22 protein-coding genes are annotated in these 12,937 nt (G+C 36.2%); 21 read left to right on the top strand and 1 reads right to left on the bottom strand.

Features of this window, described 5'->3' with window-relative positions:
• Positions 1-11: 11 nt before the first annotated feature.
• The gene (locus HX004_RS03060) at positions 12-1,673 is read right to left on the bottom strand and encodes a BamA/TamA family outer membrane protein (protein WP_286440840.1); all 1,662 of its coding nucleotides are present in this window, start codon (positions 1,671-1,673) and stop codon (positions 12-14) included.
• A 184-nt stretch (positions 1,674-1,857) separates the two neighbouring features.
• Here HX004_RS03060 and rpsL point away from each other — a divergent pair, with 184 nt between their 5' ends.
• From rpsL to rplR, 21 genes are all read left to right on the top strand, one after another.
• Positions 1,858-2,238: a 30S ribosomal protein S12 gene (gene rpsL, locus HX004_RS03055; RefSeq protein ID WP_002987523.1), complete on the top strand. Its 381-nt coding sequence runs from the start codon at positions 1,858-1,860 to the stop codon at positions 2,236-2,238.
• A 25-nt stretch (positions 2,239-2,263) separates the two neighbouring features.
• A complete protein-coding gene (rpsG, locus tag HX004_RS03050; RefSeq protein ID WP_158962473.1) occupies positions 2,264-2,740 on the top strand; it encodes a 30S ribosomal protein S7 in 477 nt (158 codons plus the stop codon).
• A 21-nt stretch (positions 2,741-2,761) separates the two neighbouring features.
• The gene (gene fusA / locus HX004_RS03045) at positions 2,762-4,897 is read left to right on the top strand and encodes an elongation factor G (protein ID WP_286440839.1); all 2,136 of its coding nucleotides are present in this window, start codon (positions 2,762-2,764) and stop codon (positions 4,895-4,897) included.
• Between the two features lie 12 nt (positions 4,898-4,909).
• The gene (gene rpsJ / locus HX004_RS03040; RefSeq protein ID WP_026710316.1) at positions 4,910-5,215 is read left to right on the top strand and encodes a 30S ribosomal protein S10; all 306 of its coding nucleotides are present in this window, start codon (positions 4,910-4,912) and stop codon (positions 5,213-5,215) included.
• Positions 5,216-5,326: 111 nt separating this feature from the next.
• Positions 5,327-5,944: a 50S ribosomal protein L3 gene (rplC, locus tag HX004_RS03035; RefSeq protein WP_182647131.1), complete on the top strand. Its 618-nt coding sequence runs from the start codon at positions 5,327-5,329 to the stop codon at positions 5,942-5,944.
• Complete coding sequence (gene rplD / locus HX004_RS03030; protein WP_286440838.1) at positions 5,944-6,573, top strand: 50S ribosomal protein L4; 630 nt, start codon at positions 5,944-5,946, stop codon at positions 6,571-6,573. The genes rplC and rplD overlap by 1 nt, the downstream gene beginning before the upstream one ends.
• Positions 6,574-6,580: 7 nt before the next feature.
• A complete protein-coding gene (gene rplW, locus HX004_RS03025) occupies positions 6,581-6,871 on the top strand; it encodes a 50S ribosomal protein L23 (protein ID WP_158962477.1) in 291 nt (96 codons plus the stop codon).
• 6 nt (positions 6,872-6,877) lie between these two features.
• Positions 6,878-7,702: a 50S ribosomal protein L2 gene (gene rplB, locus HX004_RS03020; protein WP_286440837.1), complete on the top strand. Its 825-nt coding sequence runs from the start codon at positions 6,878-6,880 to the stop codon at positions 7,700-7,702.
• 11 nt (positions 7,703-7,713) lie between these two features.
• Positions 7,714-7,992, top strand: a complete 279-nt coding sequence (gene rpsS, locus HX004_RS03015; RefSeq protein ID WP_002987514.1) for a 30S ribosomal protein S19 — start codon at positions 7,714-7,716, stop codon at positions 7,990-7,992.
• Positions 7,993-8,001: 9 nt separating this feature from the next.
• The gene (rplV, locus tag HX004_RS03010; RefSeq protein WP_286440836.1) at positions 8,002-8,412 is read left to right on the top strand and encodes a 50S ribosomal protein L22; all 411 of its coding nucleotides are present in this window, start codon (positions 8,002-8,004) and stop codon (positions 8,410-8,412) included.
• An 8-nt stretch (positions 8,413-8,420) separates the two neighbouring features.
• Positions 8,421-9,143 (top strand): 30S ribosomal protein S3, encoded by a 723-nt coding sequence (rpsC, locus tag HX004_RS03005; RefSeq protein ID WP_002987511.1) that lies wholly within the window; start codon positions 8,421-8,423, stop codon positions 9,141-9,143.
• Between the two features lie 18 nt (positions 9,144-9,161).
• A complete protein-coding gene (rplP, locus tag HX004_RS03000) occupies positions 9,162-9,581 on the top strand; it encodes a 50S ribosomal protein L16 (RefSeq protein WP_002987510.1) in 420 nt (139 codons plus the stop codon).
• Between the two features lie 12 nt (positions 9,582-9,593).
• Positions 9,594-9,785, top strand: a complete 192-nt coding sequence (gene rpmC, locus HX004_RS02995) for a 50S ribosomal protein L29 (protein ID WP_158962480.1) — start codon at positions 9,594-9,596, stop codon at positions 9,783-9,785.
• Positions 9,786-9,802: 17 nt separating this feature from the next.
• A complete protein-coding gene (rpsQ, locus tag HX004_RS02990) occupies positions 9,803-10,060 on the top strand; it encodes a 30S ribosomal protein S17 (RefSeq protein ID WP_002987508.1) in 258 nt (85 codons plus the stop codon).
• Positions 10,061-10,062: 2 nt separating this feature from the next.
• On the top strand, positions 10,063-10,431 hold the full coding sequence (rplN, locus tag HX004_RS02985; RefSeq protein WP_182647128.1) for a 50S ribosomal protein L14: 369 nt from the start codon (positions 10,063-10,065) through the stop codon (positions 10,429-10,431).
• 12 nt (positions 10,432-10,443) lie between these two features.
• Complete coding sequence (gene rplX / locus HX004_RS02980) at positions 10,444-10,761, top strand: 50S ribosomal protein L24 (protein ID WP_060874042.1); 318 nt, start codon at positions 10,444-10,446, stop codon at positions 10,759-10,761.
• Between the two features lies 1 nt (position 10,762).
• A complete protein-coding gene (rplE, locus tag HX004_RS02975; RefSeq protein ID WP_286440834.1) occupies positions 10,763-11,314 on the top strand; it encodes a 50S ribosomal protein L5 in 552 nt (183 codons plus the stop codon).
• A 5-nt stretch (positions 11,315-11,319) separates the two neighbouring features.
• Positions 11,320-11,589, top strand: coding sequence for a 30S ribosomal protein S14 (gene rpsN / locus HX004_RS02970; protein WP_002987503.1), 270 nt, complete (start codon positions 11,320-11,322; stop codon positions 11,587-11,589).
• Between the two features lie 22 nt (positions 11,590-11,611).
• Positions 11,612-12,010 (top strand): 30S ribosomal protein S8, encoded by a 399-nt coding sequence (gene rpsH / locus HX004_RS02965; RefSeq protein WP_286440833.1) that lies wholly within the window; start codon positions 11,612-11,614, stop codon positions 12,008-12,010.
• A gap of 17 nt (positions 12,011-12,027) precedes the next feature.
• Entirely contained in the window at positions 12,028-12,570 is a 543-nt protein-coding gene (gene rplF, locus HX004_RS02960; RefSeq protein WP_286440832.1) for a 50S ribosomal protein L6, read from the top strand.
• 11 nt (positions 12,571-12,581) lie between these two features.
• Entirely contained in the window at positions 12,582-12,932 is a 351-nt protein-coding gene (rplR, locus tag HX004_RS02955) for a 50S ribosomal protein L18 (protein ID WP_060874045.1), read from the top strand.
• Positions 12,933-12,937 lie beyond the last annotated feature (5 nt).

Here is a 12,937-nt window from a genome sequence, read left to right as displayed (position 1 = left end):
GAAAAAGAAGATTAGAAGAGAGTTTTAAATCCAATGTGTATAGTAGTATTGTCAAAGGAGAAAGGGATACCAGGTTGTTTGCCATTGGCGAAAGAAAGATTAAAATAACTCGAAGAAGTAATAAAACCTAACCCCATACCTATACTATACAAGGTGTTCTTTTGATCTAAAGGCTTATATTCTTGTATGGCATAATCAAATATTGTATGGAGGTACAAGCTTGGATGAACCAAAAAGCGATACTCTGTATTGATTAAATTTAGCTGATTGGTTAGCAAACTATTCTCTTGAAAACCGCGGAGAGATTGTGTGCCTCCAAAACGATACATTTCATTCATTAGATAATCTTTGCTAAATAAAGCATAGTAAGTCCAATTGATATAGAAGAAGTGTTTAGGAGCTAATTCAAAATTTTTATTCGCTTGGAGCTGGATCAAATACTGGGATTCTTTTGCTTCTTCTGTGGTTCGATTTCCTGTCCCAATCAAAGCGTCCAAAGAATAATTAACAGGGAATACAGGTAAATAGTTTCTTTTTCGAATAACAGTATAATTCAACGTATAGAATGTACTGTCAAAATTCTCCATGGTAGGTAGGATACTATTAGTGGTTGAGGAAGTACTTTGATACCCTATTTTGATATTTTGGTTGTACTGAATGGCATACCCCACTTGCAAGACTAACTTCGTATTTTGATAAATGGTATCTTGTTTTTGAATGTTAAGTTGTCCGTTGAGGTTGATAGGGGTGTTAAACAAGTAAACAAAAGACGACTTAAAATCAAATTGCGTTTGCTTATTGGCATCACTACGCCAATACAGTTGAAGCGATTCTCCTTTATTTAAAACGTTGTTCAAGGCTAAATCCAAATAACCCGCCAGTGTGAATTTCTCATTCTCATCCGTACTAAATCCCATAAACCCATCAAAAGTATTGGTGTTGGCTTTGTCTAAGAAGAGATAAAGCGTAGTTTGGTCCTCTGTAAATAAGGTTTCAGGTGTTTTGTATTGCTTTAAGAAATCTAAGTCATTTAAGGTTTGAGTTACGTTAGATACCAATTGTTCACTATACGGTTTATTGAGATACCGTTTAGTTATTTGTTTGATGATTTTTTCAGGAACTTTATTTACACTTTGGATTGCAATATGGTTTAATTTTCTACTTTGAGTCAAATGAAGTTGCAGGTCACAATATAAAGTGCTATTTTGAATCGAGTGATTACTCAGTTGTAATGCAGACATTCCCAAACCTTCTCGATCCAATTGTTGAGCGTATTGCTGCAACAGAGGGGATAAAGATTCGAAATCAAGAGTTATACTGTCCTTTAAAAAGCCAAGTTGTTGCTGAATCGTAGTAGATAATAGTTTATTGGACAAAATGACTTGACGGATGGGATTCCCTAATATATAGGTATACTCCAGAACGGTATCTTGTTGTTTTTTGTTTTTGGTGAAAGACAAATACCCTTTTTTGTACAATACTTGGTCAACACTGTCGAGTGTTTGTTTAACAGATTGTAAATCAGGATGATTTTTTTTGTGTCTCAAGGCGAGAAGTAGTTCGCGTTCTTTTTCATGGGGCGACGTGAGGTCAAGCGTCAAGGATGTAGTTTGTCCATAAGAGGATAAACACAGGAATAACAAGAAAAAGAAGGAAAGAATATACTTGTGCACTTTGGACGCTATATTTACGTGTAAAGTAAAATAAAAAAAGTAAGAAGCTGAGACTTAAAGAATAAAATAAATAAATTACTTGAAAATTAATTGATTGTCTTTTGAAAAAAGAAAAAAACTTTCTACATTTGCAACCCCGTATATAGTGGGGAATAATATATTGTAGAAATTATTAATAAACATTATGCCAACAATTCAACAATTAGTAAGAACAGGGAGAACCCAATTAACTAAGAAGAGTAAATCGGTTGCTTTGGATTCTTGTCCTCAAAGAAGAGGAGTTTGTACGCGTGTTTATACTACTACACCTAAAAAACCTAACTCTGCAATGCGTAAAGTTGCAAGGGTACGTTTGACAAATGGTAATGAAGTAAACGCTTACATCCCAGGAGAAGGACACAATTTACAAGAGCACTCGATAGTATTAGTTAGAGGAGGAAGGGTAAAAGATTTGCCAGGTGTTAGATACCACATCGTACGTGGAGCTTTGGATACTGCTGGAGTAAACGGTAGAACTCAAAGAAGATCGAAATATGGTGCAAAACGCCCTAAAGACAAAAAATAATCGTTTAAACGTTTAAGAAAAAGACATGAGAAAAAGACAGGCGAAAAAGAGACCTCTTTTACCAGATCCGAAATTTAATGATCAATTAGTGACGCGTTTTGTTAATAACTTAATGTGGGACGGTAAGAAGTCTACGGCTTTTAAAGTATTTTATGATGCTTTAGCAATCGTTGAAGAGAAAAAACAAGATGAAGAGAAAACTTCATTGGAGATCTGGAAAGATGCTTTAACTAACGTTATGCCACACGTAGAGGTTCGTTCTCGTCGTGTAGGAGGTGCTACATTCCAAATCCCTATGCAAATTCGTCCGGATAGAAAAATTTCTATGGCGATGAAGTGGATGATTTTGTATGCGAGAAGAAGAAATGAGAAATCTATGGCTGCAAGATTAGCTTCTGAGATTTTAGCTGCTGCTAAAGAAGAAGGTGCTGCAGTTAAAAAGAGAATGGATACGCATAAAATGGCTGAAGCTAATAAAGCGTTCTCTCACTTTAGATTTTAATCCATACAGAAAAAATATACAATGGCAAGAGATTTAAAATATACAAGAAATATTGGTATCGCTGCTCACATCGATGCTGGTAAAACAACTACTACAGAACGTATTTTGTTCTATACAGGTAAAAACCATAAAATGGGAGAAACTCACGAAGGGTCTTCTACAATGGACTGGATGGAGCAAGAGGCGGAAAGAGGTATTACTATTACTTCAGCAGCGACTACTTGTACTTGGAATTTCCCAACTAAACAAGGTGAGAAGATAGCTGAGTCTATGGAGTACCACTTCAATATTATTGATACTCCGGGACACGTTGACTTTACAGTTGAGGTGAACCGTTCTTTACGTGTATTGGATGGATTAGTATTCTTATTTAGTGCAGTTGATGGTGTTGAGCCACAATCTGAAACTAACTGGAGATTAGCTGATAACTATAAAGTTCCTCGTATGGGGTTCGTTAATAAAATGGACCGTCAAGGAGCTAACTTCTTAGCAGTATGTCAACAAGTGAAAGATATGTTGAAATCTAATGCTGTGCCAATCGTTTTACCAATTGGTGATGAAGCAGATTTCAAAGGTATCGTTGACTTAGTGAAAAACCGCGCAATCGTATGGCATGATGAAAATCATGGTTCTACTTTTGACGTTGTTGATATCCCAGCTGATATGGTTGATGATGTTAAACAATACAGAGGTCAATTAATCGAGGAGATCGCGGCTTATGACGAGAACCTTCTTGAGAAATATATGGAAGATGAAAACTCAATTACAGAGGACGAAATTCACAAAGCGTTGCGCGCAGCGACTTTGGATATGAGTATCATCCCAATGTCTTGTGGTTCATCATTCAAAAATAAAGGTGTTCAGTTCATGTTGGATGCTGTTTGTCGTTACTTACCTTCTCCAATGGATAAGGAAGCTATCGAAGGAACAAATCCTGATACTGAAGAACCAGTTGTTCGTAAACCATCAGTTACTGAGCCGTTTGCTGCGTTAGCGTTTAAAATTGCTACAGATCCTTTCGTAGGTCGTTTAGCTTTCTTTAGAGCTTATTCAGGACACTTAGATGCTGGTTCTTACGTATTGAACACGCGTTCAGGTAACAAAGAGCGTATTTCTCGTATCTACCAAATGCACGCTAACAAACAAAATCCAATCGAATATATTGAGGCTGGAGATATTGGAGCTGCTGTAGGATTTAAGGATATCAAAACTGGAGATACTTTATGTGATGAAAAACATCCAATTGTATTAGAAAGTATGGATTTCCCTGATCCAGTAATTGGTATCGCTATTGAGCCAAAAACAAAAGCGGATATGGATAAAATGGGTACTGCTTTAGCTAAATTAGCGGAAGAGGATCCTACGTTTACTGTAAAAACAGATAAAGCTTCTGGACAAACAGTAATCTCTGGTATGGGAGAGTTACACTTAGATGTATTAATCGACCGTATGAGACGTGAATTCAAAGTTGAAGTAAACCAAGGTGAGCCTCAAGTTGAATACAAAGAAACACTTACTCGCGTTGCTAACCACAGAGAGTCTTACAAGAAACAATCGGGTGGACGTGGTAAATTCGCGGATATCGTATTTACAATTGGACCTGCTGACGAAGTGGATGGAAAACCATTCGTTGGATTACAGTTCGTAAATGAGGTAAAAGGTGGTAACGTACCAAAAGAATATATTCCTTCTGTAGAAAAAGGATTCAAAGAAGCGATGAAACAAGGACCTTTAGCAGGTTTCGAAATGGATTCGATGAAAGTTACTCTAACAGATGGTTCTTATCACGCGGTTGACTCGGATGCATTATCATTCGAATTGGCAGCGAAAATGGGTTACAAAGCTGCTGCTAAAGCTGCTGGTGCTGTAATTCTTGAGCCTATCATGAAGTTAGAAGTATTGACTCCTGAAGAAAACATGGGTGATATCGTTGGGGATTTGAACCGTCGTCGTGGACAAATCAACAGCATGGATGATAGAAATGGAGCTAAAGTTGTTAAAGCTTCTGTGCCATTATCAGAAATGTTCGGATATGTAACTACATTGAGAACGTTATCATCAGGTAGAGCTACTTCTACAATGGAGTTCTCTCACTACTCTGAAACACCATCAAATATTTCAGAGGCTGTAATCACTAAAGCAAAAGGAAACGCTTAATTTTAGAGAAAAATGAGTCAAAAAATCAGAATAAAATTAAAATCTTACGATCATATGTTGGTTGATAAATCAGCAGAGAAAATCGTAAAAACTGTAAAAAGTACAGGTGCAGTAGTAACAGGTCCAATTCCGTTACCAACTCATAAAAAAATCTTTACTGTTTTACGTTCACCACACGTAAACAAAAAAGCAAGAGAGCAATTTGAAGTTAGTTCTTACAAAAGATTGTTAGATATTTATTCTTCTTCTTCTAAAACAATTGATGCTTTAATGAAATTAGAGTTACCAAGCGGTGTAGAAGTTGAAATTAAAGTGTGATAATCCGAAAGTAATTTCAATAAATAAAAGAATAGGGATTAAGTGTTAGCGTTGAAATACGCTAATACTTAATTCTTTTAAATAAGTTTCAAATAATTTAATTAAATATTTATGTCTGGGTTAATTGGTAAAAAAATCGGCATGACTAGTATTTTCGACGAAAATGGAAAAAACATTCCATGTACAGTAATCGAAGTTGGTCCATGTGTCGTTACCCAAGTCAGAACCAATGAGGTTGACGGGTATGAAGCGTTACAACTTGGTTTCGATGACAAGACAGAGAAACACGCTACTAAAGCTGAGTTAGGTCACTTTAAGAAAGCGGGAACATCTGCTAAAAGAAAAGTCGTTGAAATCAAAGAATTCGATGGAGGGTACAAATTAGGTGATGTTATCACTGTTGATTTGTTCGCTGAAGGAGAATTCGTAGACGTTCAAGGTGTGTCTAAAGGAAAAGGTTTCCAAGGGGTTGTTAAACGTCATGGATTTGGCGGAGTAGGTCAAGTTACTCACGGTCAAAAAAACCGTTTAAGAGCACCAGGTTCTGTAGGGGCTTCTTCTTATCCATCTAGAGTATTCAAAGGAATGCGCATGGCAGGAAGAACTGGAGGAGAAAATGTAACAGTACAAAATCTTAGAGTTTTAAAAGTAGTGGCTGATAAGAACCTACTTGTTGTAAAAGGAGCTATTCCAGGACACAAAAACTCTTATGTAATCATTCAGAAGTAATGGAAGTAAAAGTTTTAGATATTACAGGGAAAGATACTGGAAGAAAAGTTGAACTTTTAGATTCAGTATTCGGAATTGAGCCAAATAATCACGCAGTATACCTTGATGTTAAACAATATTTAGCAAACCAAAGACAAGGAACGCACAAAGCAAAAGAAAGAGCTGAAGTAGCGGGAAGTACACGCAAGATTAAAAAGCAAAAAGGAACTGGAACGGCGAGAGCAGGAAGCATCAAGTCACCAGTATTCAGAGGAGGGGGAAGAATCTTCGGACCAAGACCAAGAAACTACTCTTTCAAATTGAATAAGAACTTAAAACGCTTAGCTAGAAAATCAGCGTTTTCAATTAAGGTTCGTGAAGAGAACTTAATCGTTTTAGAAAACTTCAACTTTGAAGCACCAAGTACTAAGAATTTCATTAGTGTATTGAAAGCTTTAGGGTTAGAAAATAAAAAATCTCTATTTGTGTTGGGTGAATCAAATAAAAATGTATATTTGTCATCACGCAATTTAGAGAAGGCCGCTGTTGTAACTAACTCAGAATTAAGTACTTACGCGATTTTAAATGCGGGAAGCTTAGTCTTGACAGAGGGATCTGTGGCTGGAATTGTTGAAAATTTAAGCAAATAATAGGAACATGAGTGTTTTAATTAAGCCTATAATTACAGAAAAAGTAACAAAAGACGGTGAAGTTTTTGGCCGTTATGGTTTCGTAGTTGATAGAAAAGCGAACAAAATTGAGATCAAAAAAGCAGTAGAAGCTACTTATGGTGTTAGTGTTGTTAACGTAAATACTATGAACTATGGTGCGAAGCGTTCTGTTAAATATACAAAAAGCGGTATGATTAACGCTAAAACTAATGCTTTCAAAAAAGCAATAGTTGAATTGAAAGAAGGAGATAATATAGACTTTTATTCAAATATCTAATAAATAATGTCAGTTAGAAAATTAAAACCTATTACCCCAGGTCAGCGTTTTAGAGTTGTAAATAGTTTTGACGCTATAACAACTGATAAGCCGGAGCGTAGTTTACTAGCACCGAAAAAAAAATCTGGAGGTAGAAATAGTCAAGGAAAAATGACCATGCGCTACACAGGTGGTGGTCATAAACAAAGATATCGTATCATCGATTTTAAAAGAACAAAAGAAGGAGTTCCTGCAGTTGTTAAAACAATCGAGTATGATCCAAACCGTTCAGCATTTATTTCATTACTTGCTTATGCGGATGGAGCTAAAGCTTACGTTATCGCACAAGCTGGTCTTAAAGTTGGACAAACTGTAGTTTCTGGACCAGATGCATCACCTGAAGTAGGGAATGCAATGCCTTTAAGTAAAATTCCTTTAGGAACTGTTATTTCTTGTATCGAATTACGTCCTGGACAAGGAGCAGTGATTGCTCGTTCAGCTGGTACTTTCGCTCAATTAGTAGCAAGAGATGGTAAGTACGCAACAATTAAAATGCCTTCTGGAGAAGTGCGTTTAATTTTGTTAACTTGTATGGCTACTATTGGAGCTGTATCGAACCACGATCACCAATTAATCGTTTCTGGTAAAGCTGGTAGATCTAGATGGTTAGGTAGAAGACCTAGAACAAGAGCTGTAGCTATGAACCCGGTAGATCACCCAATGGGAGGTGGAGAAGGTCGCTCTTCAGGAGGACACCCACGTTCAAGAAACGGGATGCCTGCTAAAGGTTATAGAACTCGTTCTAAAGTTAAGTCGAGTAACAAGTATATCGTTGAACGTAGAAAGAAATAAAAGAGTAAGACATGGCACGTTCGTTAAAAAAAGGACCTTATGTTCACTTTAAATTAGAGAAGAAAGTTCTTAAAAATGTAGAGTCTGGAAATAAAGCTGTTATCAAAACTTGGTCAAGAGCTTCTATGATTACTCCAGATTTCGTTGGACAGACTATCGCAGTACATAATGGTCGTCAATTTGTTCCTGTATATGTAACAGAGAACATGGTTGGACACAAGTTAGGGGAATTTTCACCAACAAGATCGTTTAGAGGTCACGCTGGTGCAAAGAATAAAGGTAAAAAATAATAAGAAGCTATGGGAGTTCGTAAAAGAGAAAGAGCTGAGCAAACTAAAGAAGCTAATAAGCAAGTTGCTTTTGCTAAGCTAAACAATTGCCCTACTTCTCCAAGAAAAATGCGCTTAGTAGCGGATTTAGTAAGAGGACAGAAAGTAGAAAAAGCTCTAAATATATTAAAATTCAGCACAAAAGATGCTTCTCGTAACTTAGAGAAATTACTTTTGTCTGCAATTGCAAACTGGCAAGCAAAAAACAGCGAAGAAAACATGGAAGAAGCTGGACTTTTTGTAAAAGAGATTAGAGTAGATGGAGGAATGATGTTGAAAAGACTTCGTCCTGCACCTCAAGGAAGAGCACACAGAATAAGAAAACGTTCTAATCACGTGACAATCGTATTAGGATCTAATAATAACACACAAAGCAATTAATAAACAGTATGGGACAAAAAACTAATCCGATCGGGAATCGCCTTGGTATTATTAGAGGATGGGACTCAAACTGGTATGGTGGAAATGATTACGGTGATAAAATCGCTGAGGATCACAAAATCAGAAAGTATATCCATGCTCGTTTATCAAAAGCTAGTGTATCAAAAGTAATCATCGAGAGAACTTTGAAACTTGTAACCGTTACTATCACTACTGCTAGACCTGGTATCATTATCGGAAAAGGTGGACAAGAGGTAGACAAGTTGAAAGAGGAATTGAAAAAGATTACTGATAAGGAAGTTCAAATCAATATCTTTGAAATTAAGAGACCTGAACTTGACGCGTTTTTAGTGGCTGCTAGTATCGCTCGTCAAATTGAAAACAGAATTTCTTACCGTAGAGCTATTCGTATGGCGATTGGTGCTGCGATGAGAATGAATGCTGAAGGAATCAAAGTAATGATTTCTGGTCGTTTGAACGGTGCTGAAATGGCACGTTCAGAATCGTTCAAAGAAGGAAGAATTCCATTATCTACTTTCAGAGCTGACATCGATTATGCACTTGCTGAAGCTCATACTACTTATGGTAGAATGGGAATTAAAGTGTGGATCATGAAAGGTGAAGTTTACGGTAAAAGAGATCTTTCTCCGTTAGCTGGTATGGATAAAAAACAATCTAAATCGCCAGCAGGATCTAGTAAAGGTAGACCTAACCAACGCAAAAGAAAGTAATTTTTAAACTGAAGAAAAATGTTACAGCCTAAAAGAACAAAATACCGTAAGGTACAGAAAGGTAAGATGAAAGGGATTTCCCAAAGAGGGCATGAACTTTCTAATGGGATGTTCGGAATTAAATCTTTAGATTCAGCATTTATCACTTCTCGTCAAATCGAGGCTGCACGTATCGCTGCAACTCGTTTTATGAAACGTGAAGGACAATTATGGATCAAGATTTTCCCAGACAAACCAATCACTAAGAAGCCTCTTGAAGTGCGTATGGGTAAAGGTAAGGGTGCAGTAGAATACTGGGTTGCTGTGGTAAAACCAGGAAAAATAATGTTTGAGGTTGGTGGTGTTCCACTATCTGTAGCAAAAGAAGCTTTACGCTTAGCTGCTCAAAAACTTCCTGTGAAAACAAAATTTATAATTGCTAGAGATTTCGAAGCATAATAGAAATTTATCATGAAACAATCTGAAATAGTAAACCTATCTGTAGCTGATTTACAAGAGCAATTAAAAGAGTTGACTAACGCATTAAATAGCTTAAAAACTACTCATGCAATTTCTCCAATCGAGAATCCTCTTCAAATCAGAAAGGTGAGAAGAACAATTGCTAGAGTTAATACTGAGCTAAGCAAAAGAGAGTTACAATAATTGTATTCTGCCAAAAGATGGAAAATAGAAAAGAAAGAAAAGAAAGAATAGGTGTTGTTACTAGTAACAAAATGGAGAAATCTATTGTTGTTTCTGAAGTAAAAAAAGTAAAACACCCATTATATGGAAAGTTCGTGAAGCAAACTAAAAAATATGTTGCTCACGACGAAACGAACAACTGCAACATTGGTGATACTGTTAGAATTATGGAGACTCGTCCATTATCTAAATCAAAATGTTGGAGATTAGTTGAAATCATTGAAAGAGCGAAATAATTATGGTACAACAAGAATCTAGACTTAAAGTAGCAGATAACACGGGAGCAAAAGAGGTTTTGACTATCCGTGTGTTAGGTGGGACAAAGCGTCGTTACGCTTCAGTAGGAGACAAAATTGTAGTAAGTATCAAAGACGCAACTCCAAATGGAAGTGTGAAAAAAGGTGCTGTATCTACTGCTGTAGTTGTTCGCACTAAAAAAGAGGTTAGAAGAGCTGATGGATCATACATTAGATTCGATGATAACGCTTGCGTATTGTTAAATGCTGCAGGTGAAATGAAAGGAACTCGTGTTTTTGGACCAGTAGCAAGAGAACTTCGTGAAAAACAATTCATGAAAATTGTATCATTAGCACCAGAGGTGTTGTAATTCGTTCTAAACATGATTAAGCTAAAGATTAAAACAGGAGATACTGTACGTGTTATCGCTGGAGATCACAAAGGATCTGAAGGAAAAATCGTACGTGTATTACGCGAAAAGAACAAAGCTATTGTTGAAGGGGTAAACATCATTTCTAAGCATGTTAAGCCTAGTGCTACTAACCCTCAAGGTGGTATTGTTAAAAAAGAGGCTCCTATCCATATTTCTAATTTAGCGATCGTTGATCCTAAAACTAACGATACTACGAAAGTAGCGATCCAAAGAAATGAAAATGGAAAAAATGTAAGAGTTTCTAAAAAATCAAATCAAGTATTATAGTATGGCTTATATACCAAGACTTAAAGAAGAATATAAAAGCAGAGTGATCTCTGCTCTTAAAGAGGAGTTTGGATACAAGAACATTATGCAAGTTCCTAAACTTGAGAAAATTGTTGTTAGCCGTGGTGTAGGTGCAGCTGTATCTGATAAGAAATTAGTTGATTACGCAGTAGAGGAGTTAACTAAAATTACAGGGCAAAAAGCGGTAGCTACTATTTCTAAGAAAGACGTTGCTTCTTTCAAATTGAGAAAAGGAATGCCAATCGGAGCTAAAGTTACTTTACGTGGAGAAAGAATGTATGAATTCTTAGATCGTTTAGTTACTTCGGCTTTACCACGAGTGAGAGATTTCTCTGGTATCAAATCTGATGGATTCGACGGTAGAGGAAATTATAACTTAGGTGTAACTGAGCAAATTATTTTCCCTGAAATCAATATTGATAAAGTAAACAAAATTGCTGGTTTCGATATTACGTTTGTAACATCTGCTAACACGGATAAAGAAGCGAAATCTTTACTAGTTGAATTAGGATTACCTTTTAAAAAGAATTAAGAGTTATGGCTAAAGAATCAATGAAAGCCCGTGAGGTTAAAAGACAAGCATTAGTAGCTAAATATGCAGATAAAAGAAAAGCTCTTTTAGAAGCTGGTGACTACGAAGGGTTACAAAAATTACCTAAAAATGCTTCTCCTGTACGTTTACACAACAGATGTAAATTAACTGGAAGACCTAGAGGGTATATGCGTCAATTCGGTATTTCTCGTGTTACTTTCCGTGAGATGGCTAACCAAGGGTTGATACCAGGAGTTAAAAAGGCAAGTTGGTAATTAAGATTTAAAGGTAAAAACAATGTATACAGATCCAATAGCAGATTTCCTTACAAGAATTAGAAATGCTGTGCGTGCAAACCACAAAGTGGTAGAGATCCCAGCATCTAACTTCAAAAAAGAAATCACGAAAATTTTATTCGATCAAGGATATATCTTAAGCTATAAATTTGATGATAGTACAGTTCAAGGTACAATCAAAATAGCTTTGAAATACGATAAAGACACAAAAGAGTCTGTGATTAGAGATATCCAAAGAATTAGTAAACCAGGTTTGCGTAAATACGCTTCTGCAGCTGACCTTCCAAGAATCTTAAATGGTTTAGGAATTGCGATTGTTTCAACATCAAAAGGATTGATGACTGGAAAACAAGCAAAACAATTAAATGTTGGTGGAGAAGTAGTTTGTTACGTATACTAATTTAAAAAGACTAAGAAATGTCAAGAATAGGAAAAAGTCCGATAACAATTCCTGCTGGTGTAACAGTTGATGTTCAAGAAGGCGTTATTGTTGTTAAAGGTAAATTAGGAGAGCTTACTCAGAAATTCGATACAGTTAGTGTTAAAGTAGAAGATAATCAAGTAGTAGTAGAAAGATCATCTGACGATAAAGATGAAAGAGCGAAACACGGATTATACCGTAGCTTGATTAACAATATGATTACTGGTGTTTCTGAAGGATTTACTATCACTTTAGAGTTTGTAGGGGTAGGTTACCGTGCTGCAAACCAAGGGCAAAAGTTAGATTTAGCTTTAGGATTCTCTCACAATATCGTGTTAGAAGTTGCTCCAGAAGTTGTAGTTGAAACAATATCAGAAAAAGGGAAAAACCCTCTAGTAAAATTAACTTCTTACGACAAACAATTAGTAGGTCAAGTAGCTGCAAAAATCCGTTCTTTCCGTAAGCCAGAACCTTACAAAGGAAAAGGAATCAAGTTTGTAGGTGAGGAATTAAGAAGAAAAGCAGGTAAATCAGCTTAAAAATTAAGACTATGTCATTAACAAAATCTGAAAGAAGACAACGTATAAAGTTCAGAATTAGAAAGACTGTTAGCGGTACACCTGCTAGAACAAGACTTTCTGTGTTCAGAAGTAATAAAGAAATCTATGCACAAATCATAGATGACGTAAATGGAGTAACTTTAGTGTCAGCATCGTCAAGAGAAGCTGGGATAACAAGAGGAACCAATGTTGAAACTGCTGCATCGGTTGGAAAACTAATCGCAGAGAAAGCTTTAAAAGCAGGTATCGAAACTGTATCTTTTGATAGAAATGGTTATTTATACCACGGACGTGTTAAATCATTAGCAGACGGCGCTAGAGAAGCTGGATTAAAATTCTAATTAGT

The organism is Myroides sp. 1354 (assembly GCF_030324495.1).
Lineage (GTDB): Bacteria > Bacteroidota > Bacteroidia > Flavobacteriales > Flavobacteriaceae > Flavobacterium.
This window is presented reverse-complemented; position numbering and strand designations above follow the sequence as displayed.

Bases quoted from the DNA above. Each gene is read 5' to 3' on its own strand.
- rpsL (WP_002987523.1), top strand. From the start codon at position 1,858: ATGCCAACAATTCAACAATTAGTAAGAACAGGGAGAACCCAATTAACT.
- rpsG (WP_158962473.1), top strand. From the start codon at position 2,264: ATGAGAAAAAGACAGGCGAAAAAGAGACCTCTTTTACCAGATCCGAAA.
- fusA (WP_286440839.1), top strand. From the start codon at position 2,762: ATGGCAAGAGATTTAAAATATACAAGAAATATTGGTATCGCTGCTCAC.
- rpsJ (WP_026710316.1), top strand. From the start codon at position 4,910: ATGAGTCAAAAAATCAGAATAAAATTAAAATCTTACGATCATATGTTG.
- rplC (WP_182647131.1), top strand. From the start codon at position 5,327: ATGTCTGGGTTAATTGGTAAAAAAATCGGCATGACTAGTATTTTCGAC.
- rplD (WP_286440838.1), top strand. From the start codon at position 5,944: ATGGAAGTAAAAGTTTTAGATATTACAGGGAAAGATACTGGAAGAAAA.
- rplW (WP_158962477.1), top strand. From the start codon at position 6,581: ATGAGTGTTTTAATTAAGCCTATAATTACAGAAAAAGTAACAAAAGAC.
- rplB (WP_286440837.1), top strand. From the start codon at position 6,878: ATGTCAGTTAGAAAATTAAAACCTATTACCCCAGGTCAGCGTTTTAGA.
- rpsS (WP_002987514.1), top strand. From the start codon at position 7,714: ATGGCACGTTCGTTAAAAAAAGGACCTTATGTTCACTTTAAATTAGAG.
- rplV (WP_286440836.1), top strand. From the start codon at position 8,002: ATGGGAGTTCGTAAAAGAGAAAGAGCTGAGCAAACTAAAGAAGCTAAT.
- rpsC (WP_002987511.1), top strand. From the start codon at position 8,421: ATGGGACAAAAAACTAATCCGATCGGGAATCGCCTTGGTATTATTAGA.
- rplP (WP_002987510.1), top strand. From the start codon at position 9,162: ATGTTACAGCCTAAAAGAACAAAATACCGTAAGGTACAGAAAGGTAAG.
- rpmC (WP_158962480.1), top strand. From the start codon at position 9,594: ATGAAACAATCTGAAATAGTAAACCTATCTGTAGCTGATTTACAAGAG.
- rpsQ (WP_002987508.1), top strand. From the start codon at position 9,803: ATGGAAAATAGAAAAGAAAGAAAAGAAAGAATAGGTGTTGTTACTAGT.
- rplN (WP_182647128.1), top strand. From the start codon at position 10,063: ATGGTACAACAAGAATCTAGACTTAAAGTAGCAGATAACACGGGAGCA.
- rplX (WP_060874042.1), top strand. From the start codon at position 10,444: ATGATTAAGCTAAAGATTAAAACAGGAGATACTGTACGTGTTATCGCT.
- rplE (WP_286440834.1), top strand. From the start codon at position 10,763: ATGGCTTATATACCAAGACTTAAAGAAGAATATAAAAGCAGAGTGATC.
- rpsN (WP_002987503.1), top strand. From the start codon at position 11,320: ATGGCTAAAGAATCAATGAAAGCCCGTGAGGTTAAAAGACAAGCATTA.
- rpsH (WP_286440833.1), top strand. From the start codon at position 11,612: ATGTATACAGATCCAATAGCAGATTTCCTTACAAGAATTAGAAATGCT.
- rplF (WP_286440832.1), top strand. From the start codon at position 12,028: ATGTCAAGAATAGGAAAAAGTCCGATAACAATTCCTGCTGGTGTAACA.
- rplR (WP_060874045.1), top strand. From the start codon at position 12,582: ATGTCATTAACAAAATCTGAAAGAAGACAACGTATAAAGTTCAGAATT.